This is a genomic window from Cryobacterium arcticum (assembly GCF_003185895.1).
In the GTDB taxonomy this organism is placed as follows: Bacteria; Actinomycetota; Actinomycetes; order Actinomycetales; family Microbacteriaceae; genus Cryobacterium; species Cryobacterium arcticum.
In genome coordinates, this window is record NZ_QHLY01000005.1 from 685984 (window position 1) to 697906 (window position 11923).

At 67.3% G+C, this 11923-nt stretch carries 12 protein-coding genes and 1 tRNA gene; 6 read left to right on the forward strand and 7 right to left on the reverse strand.

Going from position 1 to position 11923, the window contains the following annotated elements:
• Positions 1 to 35: 35 nt before the first annotated feature.
• From CTB96_RS04915 to CTB96_RS04940, 6 genes are read right to left on the reverse strand one after another with little or no spacing between them, the layout of a single operon-like run.
• The gene (locus CTB96_RS04915; protein WP_110125750.1) at positions 36 to 1796 is read right to left on the reverse strand and encodes a protein kinase domain-containing protein; all 1761 of its coding nucleotides are present in this window, start codon (positions 1794 to 1796) and stop codon (positions 36 to 38) included.
• Positions 1793 to 3244, reverse strand: coding sequence for a peptidoglycan D,D-transpeptidase FtsI family protein (locus tag CTB96_RS04920; RefSeq protein WP_110125751.1), 1452 nt, complete (start codon positions 3242 to 3244; stop codon positions 1793 to 1795). The genes CTB96_RS04915 and CTB96_RS04920 overlap by 4 nt, the downstream gene beginning before the upstream one ends.
• Positions 3245 to 4645, reverse strand: coding sequence for an FtsW/RodA/SpoVE family cell cycle protein (locus CTB96_RS04925; protein ID WP_110125752.1), 1401 nt, complete (start codon positions 4643 to 4645; stop codon positions 3245 to 3247).
• Positions 4629 to 5861 carry a PP2C family protein-serine/threonine phosphatase gene (locus CTB96_RS04930; protein WP_110125753.1) on the reverse strand — a complete coding sequence of 411 codons (1233 nt, stop codon included), beginning with the start codon at positions 5859 to 5861 and terminating at the stop codon, positions 4629 to 4631. The genes CTB96_RS04925 and CTB96_RS04930 overlap by 17 nt, the downstream gene beginning before the upstream one ends.
• 3 nt (positions 5862 to 5864) lie before the next feature.
• Entirely contained in the window at positions 5865 to 6464 is a 600-nt protein-coding gene (locus CTB96_RS04935; protein ID WP_110125754.1) for an FHA domain-containing protein FhaB/FipA, read from the reverse strand.
• Positions 6461 to 7204 carry an FHA domain-containing protein gene (locus tag CTB96_RS04940; RefSeq protein ID WP_110125755.1) on the reverse strand — a complete coding sequence of 248 codons (744 nt, stop codon included), beginning with the start codon at positions 7202 to 7204 and terminating at the stop codon, positions 6461 to 6463. The genes CTB96_RS04935 and CTB96_RS04940 overlap by 4 nt, the downstream gene beginning before the upstream one ends.
• Before the next feature lie 217 nt (positions 7205 to 7421).
• Between CTB96_RS04940 and CTB96_RS04945 the strand changes: the two genes are divergently transcribed.
• From CTB96_RS04945 to CTB96_RS04960, 4 genes are all read left to right on the forward strand, one after another.
• Positions 7422 to 7505: transfer RNA gene (locus CTB96_RS04945), tRNA-Leu, on the forward strand.
• A 132-nt stretch (positions 7506 to 7637) separates the two neighbouring features.
• Positions 7638 to 8489, forward strand: a complete 852-nt coding sequence (gene pdxY / locus CTB96_RS04950; RefSeq protein ID WP_110125756.1) for a pyridoxal kinase PdxY — start codon at positions 7638 to 7640, stop codon at positions 8487 to 8489.
• Between the two features lie 95 nt (positions 8490 to 8584).
• A complete protein-coding gene (pgl, locus tag CTB96_RS04955; protein WP_181397137.1) occupies positions 8585 to 9310 on the forward strand; it encodes a 6-phosphogluconolactonase in 726 nt (241 codons plus the stop codon).
• Between the two features lie 127 nt (positions 9311 to 9437).
• Entirely contained in the window at positions 9438 to 10367 is a 930-nt protein-coding gene (locus tag CTB96_RS04960) for an aldo/keto reductase (protein ID WP_110125758.1), read from the forward strand.
• 26 nt (positions 10368 to 10393) lie between these two features.
• Here the strand turns inward: CTB96_RS04960 and CTB96_RS20450 are convergent, their stop codons facing one another.
• A complete protein-coding gene (locus CTB96_RS20450) occupies positions 10394 to 10552 on the reverse strand; it encodes a hypothetical protein (RefSeq protein ID WP_181397138.1) in 159 nt (52 codons plus the stop codon).
• Between the two features lie 155 nt (positions 10553 to 10707).
• Here CTB96_RS20450 and CTB96_RS04965 point away from each other — a divergent pair, with 155 nt between their 5' ends.
• Positions 10708 to 11160 carry an S-ribosylhomocysteine lyase gene (locus CTB96_RS04965; RefSeq protein ID WP_110125759.1) on the forward strand — a complete coding sequence of 151 codons (453 nt, stop codon included), beginning with the start codon at positions 10708 to 10710 and terminating at the stop codon, positions 11158 to 11160.
• Positions 11157 to 11888: a 5'-methylthioadenosine/S-adenosylhomocysteine nucleosidase gene (gene mtnN / locus CTB96_RS04970; protein WP_110125760.1), complete on the forward strand. Its 732-nt coding sequence runs from the start codon at positions 11157 to 11159 to the stop codon at positions 11886 to 11888. The genes CTB96_RS04965 and mtnN overlap by 4 nt, the downstream gene beginning before the upstream one ends.
• The last annotated feature ends 35 nt before the right edge of the window (positions 11889 to 11923 follow it).

An 11923-nucleotide genomic window follows, 5' to 3' on the forward strand; every position in this document is an offset into this window, starting at 1 on the left:
GACACTCTGAGAGCGCCCGGCCGGTCGCCAGCCGGTTAGTCGGCGGGCTCGACCGGCGCTGCCGGGGTGGCCGTGGGTTTCGGGGTGGCGGTGGCGACCGGCGTCGTCGTGACCTCGACGGTGGTGGTGCCCGAGTATTCAGACGCGACCTCGCCGCAGAAGTACCTGAACTTGACCGTGAAGTCACCCGTGCCGGCCGTGATGCTGGCCGTGGTGACGTCGGCACCGGTGGGGGCGGGCGATGTGGCGCCGTTACCGTCTGCGACAACCTCGTAGCCGGAGAGTTCCTGGCCCGCTGGGCAGGACTGCGCCGGCCACGTGATGGTGACGGCACTGGCGGGCGGCGACGGCTGCACCGACGTGATCGTCGGCGTGCCCGACGGAGCGCTGGGCAGGGCGAGGTCACCGTACACGCTGACCGTGATGGAGGTGCCCTTGGCCACACGACCGGTGGGGTTGATCCCGTACACGGTGTCGATCAGGTCAGAGCTCGGAGCCGCCTTGTCAACGACCACGTTGGCGCCCAGCTCCAGTTCGCTGAGCTTGTCGCGGGCCGCGGTGCTCGTCAAACCGATGAAGTCAGCCTGGTTGAGGGCGACGTTGGTGGGCGTCGGCGTTGGGGTCGGAGTTGGCGCCGGTTCCGTGGTCTCCACGGGTGCCGACGTGGTCGGCGCCGGGTCGGGCGTCGAGGCCTGGTCGGTGAAGATTGTGTAGACGGTGCCGACGAGCACCAGGCCGAGGATCGAGATCAGTGCGACCAGAGGCCAGGTCCACGGGCTGCGCTTCTTCTTTTTCTTCGGTGCTGCCGCCGCGGCGGCGGCCGCGGCTTCGGCACGGGTGCCGGGCTGGGGCTGCGCGCCCGCGGAGGGCATCAACTGGGTGGTCTGGTCGTTTCCGGCACCGGGCATCAGCATGGTGGCTGCGGTGGGGGTGATCCCGGCCATGACGGCGGGAACAGACGCGGCGGCCGCGGCCACGTCACCACGCCGCAGGGCGATTGCGGCGCGCGCGAGGTGGGCCGCGGACGCGGGCCGGTCGGCCGGGTTCTTGGCCAGGCAGGAGATCACCAGGTTGCGAACCGGCTCGGAGATGGTGTCGGGCAGCGGCGGCGGCTGCTCGTTGATCTGCGCCATCGCGATGGCCACCTGCGACTCGCCCGTGAACGGGCGGCGGCCGGCGAGGCTCTCGTAGGCGACGATGCCGAGGGAGTAGATGTCGGTGGTCGGCGAGGCCGAGCGTCCGCTGGCCTGTTCGGGCGAGAGGTACTGCACGGTGCCCATGACCTGGCCGGTCGCGGTGAGCGGAACCTGGTCGGCGATACGCGCGATGCCGAAGTCGGTGATCTTGACCCGGCCCTCGGGCGTGATCAGCAGGTTTCCCGGCTTGATGTCGCGGTGCACGAGACCGGCCGCGTGGGCGGCGTGCAGGGCGGCCGCGGTCTGCGCGACGATGTCGAGGACCTTGTCGGCGGGAAGGGTGTGCTCGCGTTCGAGGATGGTGGAGAGCGCCTCACCGGGCACCAGTTCCATCACCAGGAAGGCGCTGCCATCCTCTTCGCCGTAATCGAAGACGTTGGCGATGCCTTCGTGGTTGACGAGGGCGGCGTGCCGGGCCTCAGCGCGGAAGCGCTCAAGGAACCCGGGGTCGCCGAGGTATTCGTCCTTGAGGATCTTGATCGCGACCGTGCGACCGATGACCAGGTCGACGGACTGCCACACCTCGCCCATACCGCCAATGGCGATGCGCGACTGCAGCTCGTATCGTCCCCCGAAGGTGAGCCCTGCTGTGGGTCTCATTTATTCAGCACCGCCTCTAGTACCTGTTTCGCTATCGGTGCGGCAAGCAAGTTGCCGTACCCCGTCTGACCGAGTCCCCCGCCATCTTCGATGAGAACGGTGATCGCATATTGCGGGTCTGCCGCGGGGGCGAATCCGGTGAACCACAGGGTGTATGGATCGTCATCGCCGTTCTCCGCAGTCCCCGTCTTACCCGCAACGTCGACTCCGTCTATTCTTGCATTGCTCGCGGCACCGTCCTGGACTCCGTTGACCATCATCTGGGTCATCGTGGCGGCGGTTTCGGCGCTGATCACGCGTTCGGATGCGACGGGAGCAAAGGTCTGCAGCGGGCTGAGGTCCGGTGCCAGGATCTGGTCGACGACGTTGGGTTGCATTTGAATGCCTCCGTTGGCGATCGTGGCCGAGACCAGGGCCATCTGCAGTGGGGTGGCCCGCACGCTGGTCTGGCCGAACGCCGACAGTGCGGTCTGCGCGTCGTCCGGGTCCTCGGGGTACACGCTCGCGGTGACCGAGAGGGGAATGGAGTACTCGGAGTTGAACCCGAACTTCTCGGCCATCTCCCGGATCGCGTCGTCGCCGAGCTGCAGGCCGAGCTCGGCCATCGGGATGTTGCACGAGAGTCGCAGCGCCGTGGCGATGGTGACGGTGTCTCCGGAGCCGCAGGTGCCGCCGCCGGAGTTGATGACCACCGAGCTCGAGCCGGGCAGAGTGAACGTGCCCGGGTTCGGGAAGGTGCTGTCCGGGGTGAACTGGCCCGATTCCAGGGCGGCGGCCACGACGACGAGCTTGAAGACCGACCCGGGCGGGTTGAGCGAGTTGATGGCCCGGTTGATCAGCGGGTCGCCCGGGGCGTTGACCAGGGCGTCGTAGGTGTCGTTCACCGCGGCGCTGTCGTGCACGGCGAGGGTGTTCGGGTCGTAGCTGGGCTTGGAGACCATCGCCAGCACCCGGCCGGTCTTGGGCTCGGTGACGACGACGGAGCCGGTGTAGTCGCCGAGGGCATCCCAGGCGGCCTGCTGGGCGACCGGGTCGATGGTGGTCTCCACCGCGGCACCCTTGGGGTCCTGCCCGGTGACCAGGCTGGAGAGCTGGTCGAAGAATTGGGCGTTGGAGGTGCCGCTCAGCTCGCCGTTCAGCGCCTGCTCGAGCCCGGTAGGGGCGCCGTTGACCGGGATGAAGCCGGTGACCGGCGCGTAGAGCAGTCCGTTGCTGTAGGTGCGCTGGAACTTGTAGTTGTCGTCGACGGGCAGCGACTGGGCGATGGGTTCACCGCCGGCGAGGATCGCGCCACGCTCGACGGAGTAGCTGTCGAGCAGCGTGCGGGTGTTGCGGTCGTCGGCGGCCAGATTGTCGGCCTGGAAGACCTGCACGACCGACAGTGAGCAGAACAGGGCGACGAACATGAACAGCACGGCGATGCTCACGCGCTTGAGTTCGCGATTCATCTAGACCACCAGCCGAGGTTGGTTGCGCACGGTGTCACTCAATCGCAGCAGCAGGGCCGCGATGATCCAGTTGGCGACCAGGGACGAGCCACCGGCGGCCAGGAACGGGGTGGTCAGGCCGGTGAGCGGGATGACCCGGGTGACGCCGCCGATGACGATGAAGCACTGCAGCGCCACGACGAAGGACAGGCCGACGCCGAGGAGCTTGCCGAAGTCGTCCTGCCCGGCGAAGCCGATGCGGAAACCGCGGGCGACGAAAAGCAGGTACATGGCCAGGATGGCGAACAGGCCGGCCAGGCCGATCTCCTCGCCGAGGCTGGCAATGATGTAGTCGCTCTGGGGAACCGGGGTCAGCTCGGGGCGGCCCTGGCCCCAGCCGGTGCCGATCAGCCCGCCCTTGGCCAGGCCGAACAGGCCCTGCACCAACTGGTAGCTGCCGCCGTCGGCGTCGTACACGTTGGGGTTGAGCGCATCCAGCCAGTTGGTGAACCGGCCGTTGACGTAGTCGAGGGTCTGGCTGGCGATCAGGGCGCCGCCGAGGAAGAGCGAGAGGCCGAGCAGTACCCAGCTGAGCCGGCCAGTGGCGAGGTAGAGCATGACCAGGAACAGGCCGAAGTAGAGCAGGGCGGTGCCGAGGTCGCGCTGGAAGATGATGACCGACATCGACAGGGCCCAGACCACGAGAATCGGGCCGAGGTCGCGGAGGCGCGGGAATCGCATCCCCAGGAATTTCTTGCCCACCATCGACAGGCTGTCGCGGTTGCGCACGAGGTAGCCGGCGAAGAACACGGCCAGTGCGATCTTCGCGATCTCGCCGGGCTGGAAGGTGGCGAAGTTGCCGAACCCGATCCAGACCCTGGCGCCGCTGACCTCGCGGCCGAGTCCGGGAACCAGGGGCAGCAGAAGCAGCACCACACCGACGAAGCCGGCGACGTAGGTGTAGCGGAACAGCACCCGGTGGTTGCGGATGATCAGGATCACGGCGATCGCGCAGGCGATCGCGAGGCCGCTCCACACGGTCTGGCGCACCGCGGCGCTCTCCCAACCGGACTCGGCGTTGGCGATGTCGATGCGGTAGATCATGGCGATGCCGATGCCGTTGAGCAGGGTCGCGATCGGCAGGATGAACGGGTCGGCCTCCCGCGCCACGAAGCGCAGCACGATGTGCATGGCGAAGACCAGGCCGGACAGGCTCGCGCCGAGCAGCACCAGGGTGGTGTCGATCTGGCCGAGGGCACCGAGTTGCACGAGCACCACCGCGCCGAGGTTGATGCCGCAGGCGATGATCAGCAGGAACAGCTCGAGGTTACGCAGCTTCTGCGGCAGGTGCAGGCGGCGGATCTTGCCGGTCTGGGGAGCGGCGTCGCGGGTCTCTGACGACGGATTACTCTGCCGGGGCATTGCTCAACCGTTCCACGATGAGTTTGGCGTCTTCGAGAGACGAGGCACTGATGGTGCGCTCGACCTGCTGGCGGTCGTAGACGCGCAGCTGGTTCAGTTCCAGGTCGGTGTCTTCGTAGACGCTCGACATGCTGATCGGGCCGAGATCCTGCTGGATGCCCTGGTAGATGGCCACGGTGCTGCCCTCCACGCCCACGTAATAGCGGCTCTGGGTCCACTGGTACCCGAGCAACGCGCCGCCGACGATGGCCACGATCAGCAGGACGATACCGGCCAGCCAGGTGACCTTGCGGCGCAGCGCCCGGCGGGCGTCTTCCTCGATCAGTTCGGAGAGGTAATCCTGCGAATCGGGTTCGAAGTGGGTCTCGCGCACCGGGTGCAGCCGCAGCGACGGGATGCGCGGGGCACGGGTGCGCACCGGCTCCTCGCCGAAGGCGAGGGGAGCGGAGGCCGAGCCGACAACGACGGGGTCACCCTGGCGTTCTTCGCCGCCGTCACCGATGTCGACGACGACGATGGTGACGTTGTCGGGTGCTCCGCCGTCGAGGCTTTCCTTGACCAGGCGGTCGGCCACGGCTTGGGCATCGGTCCGGCTGCGCAGGGCGTTGGCGATGCCGGTGTTCGACACCACCCCGCTCAGCCCGTCGGAGCAGATCAGCCAGCGGTCGCCGGCCCGGGTGGCGAGGATCGAAGTGTCGATCTCGGGGGAGGATTCCACGTCGCCGAGCACCCGCATCAGCACGGACCGGCGCGGATGCACCATGGCTTCGGCTTCGGTGATGCGACCGCTGTCGACCAGGCGCTGCACGAAGGTGTGGTCTGTGGTGATCTGCGACAGTTCATTGTCGCGGAACAGGTAGATCCGGGAGTCGCCGATGTGGGCGATGGCGACCTGGTTGTCGATCACCACGAGGGCACTGACCGTGGTGCCCATGCCGGTGAGCTCGGCGTGCTCGAAGACGGTTTCGGCCAGCTGCGAGTTCGCGGCGATCAGGGCGGCCTGCAGCGCGAACTCGGCGTCCTGCGCCGACACGTAGGCCGTGTCGGCCTCCATGATGCGTTTGGTGGCGATGGCAGAGGCCACGTCGCCGCCTGCGTGGCCGCCCATACCGTCGGCGACGACGAACAGGGAGTGCCCGGCGTAACCGGAGTCCTGGTTGTTGGCCCGGATCTTGCCAACGTTGGACGCGGCTGCGCTGTGACTAACCGATGCCATGCACTACCGCCGGAGCTCGAAGCTGGTCGCGCCGATTTTGACGGTGGTGTTCAGCGGCACCGAGGTGGGCACCGCCAGGCGTTTGCCGTCGAGGAAGGTGCCGTTGGTGGAGTCGAGGTCCTGCACCATCCAGTCGTCGTGCCAGAGCATCAGGCGAGCGTGGTGGGTGGAGGTGTAATCGTCGCGGATGACGAGGCTGGAGTCACTGGAGCGGCCGATGGTGATCGGTTCGCTGCCGAGCGGGAATTCGGTGCCGGCCTTGGGGCCGGAGGTGATGACCAGTCGGGTCGCCGTCTGGGTGGTGGCCTTCTCCGGGCCGCTCGACACAGGCGGGGCGGACTGGGGCCGGGAGAACTGTTCGGTGGGCGCTGAGGCCGACGCCGACGGTGCCTGCGCGAACGCGCCGGCTGGAACCGGGGCGGGCGGCGGGGTGGCGAACGGCGCGCCCGCCGCGGCAGGCGCCGGAGCGGGCGTGGCGAGCTTGCGCACCCGCTGGCCGAACAGATCGCTGCGCAGGGCGTAGACGATGCCGAAGATGAAGAGCCACAGCACCAGGAGGAAGCCCAGGCGCAGCACCAGCAGGGTCAGTTCACTGGGATTCATGTGTTCGGCCCCCAGAATCCACCCATGTCGTGGCGCTGGGTGGAGTCATCCCGGCGGGTGTCGGCGTGCTCGGAGCCGGCCTGCGCCACGACCCGGAACACAATGCGGGTGCGGCCGATGGTGATGACGGAGTCCGGCTCGAGAATGGCCTGTTTGACGGGGGATCCGTTCAACTGGGAGCCGTTGGTGGAGCCGAGGTCGCGCACCTGGGCGCGGGCGCCGTCCCAGATGATCTCGACGTGGCGGCGGGAGGTTCCGGTGTCGTCGATGGTGATGTCGGCATCCGACCCGCGGCCGATCACGGTGCGGGACTTGACGAGCTGGTGGCGCTGGCCGCCGATGTCGACCACCGGGGTCCAGGCGACGGTGCTCTTGACCGAGGTGGAATCGATCTGCACCATGCCCTCGCTGAGGCTGGGGTCGGTGGCGAAGGTGATCGAGACGGCACCGGTGAACTGGTAGCCCTGCGAGGTGGCGTGCTGCTGCACGAGCTGCACCAGCTCGTCGAGGAGCGCTGGGCCTAGATCACTCATGCGGCGATAGTCGGCTTCGGCCAGGCGCACGGTGAACCGGTTGGGTGCCAGGATGCGGTCGCGGGCCACGACGGCGGCTTTGGTATCGAGTTCCCGGCGCAACGCCGAGGTGATCTCCACCGGCTGCACACCCGACTTGAAGGTCTTGGCGAATGCGCCATTTACGGCGCGCTCAAGACCTTTCTCAAAGCTGTCCAGTATGCCCACAGGTCTCCCGATCCGGTCCGCTTGGCTATCAGCATGTTACTTGCCTCACGTGTTAACTCGCCCAATGGGCGGGTCAGGGCACGGGAAGTCATCCTACGGGTGTACCGGGACCAGGCCGGTATCAGGGCGCAATCGGGCGCATCCGTTGGGCACGTGGGCGGGGCGGTTTCCGTCGAATGGCGTTCCGGCCCTGGGGAATGCTAGGATTTCCAAGTTCGCGCGAGTGGCGGAATTGGCAGACGCGCTGGCTTCAGGTGCCAGTATTCGAAAGGATGTGGGGGTTCAAGTCCCCCCTCGCGCACAGTAAATAAGTGCACGACGGATGAAAATCTGCGCGAACAGGAAAGGCCCCCGGGGAACCGGGGGCCTTTCTTCGTTTGTGCCGGGCGCCCGCTGCGACCGGGCGCACCGGATAAGCGAGAGTATTGACACTGTGAAGATCCTCTCTATCCAGTCGGCCGTCGCCTATGGGCACGTGGGTAACTCCGCGGCAGTCTTTCCCCTTCAACGCATCGGTGCGGAAGTTTGGCCCGTCAACACGGTGAATTTCTCCAACCACACCGGATACGGCGCCTGGCGTGGATCCCTGATCCCGCCGGACGAGGTGCACGACGTCATCCTCGGGATCGAGGAGCGCGGCGCGCTGCCCCAGATCGATATTGTTCTCTCCGGGTATCAGGGTGGAGTCGGCATCGGCGACGTCATCGTCGACGCGGTGAAGCGGGTCAAGGCGGCGAACCCCTCGGCGATCTACGCCTGCGACCCTGTGATGGGCAATGCGAAGTCGGGCTGTTTCGTAGCGCCGGAGATTCCCCAGCTGTTGCGCGAACGCGTGGTGCCGGTGGCTGACATCATCACCCCCAACCAGTTCGAGCTGGGGTACCTGACCGGCACCGAGCCCGACACGATGGAATCCACCCTCGAATCGGTGGACCTCGCCCGCTCGATGGGACCTTCGATCGTGCTGGTGACCAGCGTCGAACGCCCCGATCGCGACCCCGAGACCATCCATATGCTCGCCGTCGACGACGCCGGGGCGTGGGCAGTGTCCACTCCTCGGCTGCCGTTCAAGCCGAACGGATCCGGCGACGTGACCGCGGCCCTGTTCGCGGCGCACTACCGGGCGACCGGGGACGCCGCCGTGGCGTTGGAACGGACGGCGTCGAGCGTGTTCGACCTGATCGATCTGACCTACCGGTCGGGGGAGCGCGAGCTGCAGCTGGTGCAGGCCCAGGAGTTCTACGCTCATCCGCGAATGCAGTTCACCGCGGAGCGGGTGCGTTGAGGTCGCCGGCTCCCTAAAAACTTCCGGTGGTAGGTTTTTGCAGACAGCGCGACAGCTAGTGAAGCGTGAGAGTGAAACAGGAATGGAGCCATCCGGTGGCAGCAATCGAGAAGTTTGAAACCAGTGCCGACGTCGCCGCGGAGGCTGCGCGTTCAGCGATCGCCGTGCTGCAGCAGGCCATCGAGACCTTCGGCGACGCCCGCTGGGTTCTGGCCGGGGGCAGCTCTCCGATGAGTGCCTACAAGATCATCGTCGCCGAGTACGCCGATGCCCTCGACTGGTCGAAGGTCACCGCGGTGATCGGCGACGAACGTGCCGTTGGGGTCGATTCCCCCGACTCCAACTGGGGCCAGGTCACCCCGCTCCTCTTCGGCACGCCCCAGACGTCGACGGTCACGGGCATCCGCCCGGTGACCGAACTGGGTGCCGAGACCGCGGCCATCCGTTACAACGACGACCTGCAGGCCCTCGTGGCGGATGGCGACACCGCGCCGCGGTTCGACCTCGTCTGGCTGGGGGTCGGCGAAGACGGCCACACCCTCTCGCTGTTCCCGGGCCACCCCGAGTTCAACGAAGACGACGAAGCGCTGGTCGTGCCGATCCACAACTCGCCCAAGCCGCCGCCGAACCGCATCACCCTCACGGTCAAAGCCCTGACGAACTCGCGTCACGCGGTGATCTTCGCCACCGGCGCGGGTAAGAAGGACGCCCTGGCCCTGGCAGTGAGCGAGAAGAAGCTGCCGATCGCGCGCGTGAGTGCCGCGCTCGATGCCGCCGGGGCGGATGTTCGCTGGCTCTTCGACGCGGCCGCCGCGAGCTGACCCGCCTGCTGCCGGGATCTCTTGGCGGCGATTGACCGATCTCGGCTCTCAATGGCATCGGTACTAGCTGTTGTACTTCTGTCGGGTGCCTCCGTACGTTGGAAACACCCCTTGAAAGGACACTTTTGTGAAGACCTTCACCATGCCTGGAACCGACATCCTTGCCCCGAACGTTGTGCTCGGAATGATGCGGATCGCCGACAAGTCCGACGATGAGGTGAAAGAGCTGGTCCGCGTCGCTCGCGATTCCGGCATCGACTTCATCGACCACGCCGACATCTACGGCAACGAGCGGAACGGGTGTGAGCGCCGCTTCGCCGAGGCGCTGCAGTTGACCCCGGCGCAGCGGGACGAGATCACGATCCAGACGAAGACCGGTATTCGGGAGGGGTACTTCGACTTCTCCTACGAGCACATTCTCGAGTCGGTCGACGAATCCCTCGCCGCCCTGCAGACCGACCGCATCGACATCCTGCTGCTGCACCGCCCCGACGCGCTGGTGGAACCCGAAGAGGTCGCCCGCGCCTTCGACGAGCTGGAGACCAGCGGCAAGGTGCGCGCCTTCGGCGTCTCCAACCACACCCCGCGGCAGATCGACCTGCTGAAGAAGTACGTGCGCCAGCCGATCGTCGCCAACCAGCTACAGCTCTCGATCACCCACGCCCCGATCATCGCGCAGGGGGTGGCGGCCAACATGCTCGCCGAGCAACAGTCGATCACCCTCGACGGTGGCGGCATCGTGGACTATTGCCGGCTGAACGACATCACCATCCAGGCCTGGTCCCCGTTCCAGGCCGGCTTCTTCACCGGCGTGTTCCTGGGCTCGCCGGACTACGCCGAGCTGAACGCCGTGATCGACCGGCTGGCCGCGACGTACGACGTGCCTGCCATCGCCATCGCGACAGCGTGGATCACCCGGCACCCGGCAGAGATGCAGGTTGTGCTCGGCACCACCAGCCCCGACCGCGTGGCTGCGGCCGCGCTGGGCTCGGATCTGCCGCTCACCCGGCCGGAATGGTACGAACTCTTCCGCGCCGCCGGGCACCTGCTGCCCTGAGCCCGGCTGCTCGGGCGGGCGGGCGGCTAGTCTGCCGGCCCGCCCGAGGCGGTGTCGTCGTCGCTCTCGGTCGAGCCGTCGCTCTGTGACCCGTCCGGCAACGATTCGGCAGTGGTCTTGTCGGCTTCGCTGGTTTCGGTGGAACCGTCCGGCGTCTTCTGGTCGCTCGTGTTGTCAGGGCTCATGGCCCCACTATAAGCACGCCGCGCACCGATCTGCTCGTGGGTCTTGCGATGACACCGACCTGGGGCTCATCCGGCCCCGCCTGTTACTGTCGATTGGTCACCCCGCCCAGGGCTGGCACCACAGTTTTCAGGGAGATCACGTGAACCAGCCCCGTATGAACGTCGAGTCCTTCAACCTGGACCACCGCACGGTGGTCGCGCCCTATGTGCGCCTGGCCGACACCAAGGTGCTGCCGCAGGGCGACATCATCGTGAAGTACGACGTGCGCTTCACCCAGCCCAACGTCGCTCACCTGGAGATGCCGGCGGTGCACTCGATCGAGCACCTCTTCGCCGAGCACTCCCGCAACCACTCCACACGGGTCATCGACTTCTCGCCGATGGGCTGCCAGACCGGCTTCTACCTGATCCTGCAGGGCCAGCCGGAGTTCAGCGAGGTGCTCGAGCTGATCGAGGCCACCATGACCGACATCCTCGGCGCCACCGAGGTGCCGGCGGCCAATGAGGTGCAGTGCGGCTGGGGCGCCAACCACTCGCTCAGCGCCGCGCAGGAGGCCGTGACGGTGTTCCTGGCCGGCCGCGCGGGCTGGTCGAACGTCACCGCATGAGTGTTGTAGACACCCCGTTCGACGCCATCGTGCTGGTCGCGATGGAAGAGGAAGCCGCCCCGTTCCTGGCGGCCGCGACCGCCGTCGCGCCGCCCGTGGGACTCGGCCGTTCCCGGCAGCAGCGACTGACCCTGGCCGGACGTGAGGTGCTGCTGGTGCTCAGCGGCATCGGACTGGTCAACGCGGCGGGAGCGGCGACATCCGCTATTCTCACCGCCCGTGCCCTCGACCCGGCGGCCGCACCGCTGGTGATCAGCGCCGGGTCGGCCGGCGGCGTCGGCGTGCAGGTGCGGGTGGGCGAGGTCGTGATCGGCAGCGAATACCTCAACAGCGATGCGGATGCCCAGGCCTTCGGCTACGCCATCGGCCAGGTTCCCGGTATGCCGGCCCGCTACGCCGGAGCGGCCTCGGCACTCGACGCGGCCGAATCGCCCAGCCGGATGCCCGACGGGTCGGCCGTGGTCGTGCAGCGGGGGCTGCTGGTCTCCAACGACAAGTTCGTTGGCCCAGAGCTGGCCGAAAGCCTGCGGCTGCAGTTTCCCGGGGTGCTCGCCACCGACATGGAGTCAGAGGGCGCCGCCCAGACCTGTTTCGCCTACGGTGTGCCGTTTGTGGCCATCCGCGGCATCTCCGACCTCTGCGGACCGGTGGACGACCACCTCACCCACGTCGACGACGCGGCCGACCGCTCCGCCGTGGTCGTGCTGGAGACCCTGCGCCGCCTCTAGCGTCCGCCCGCAACAATTGCGAGCGGCGCGGGCGC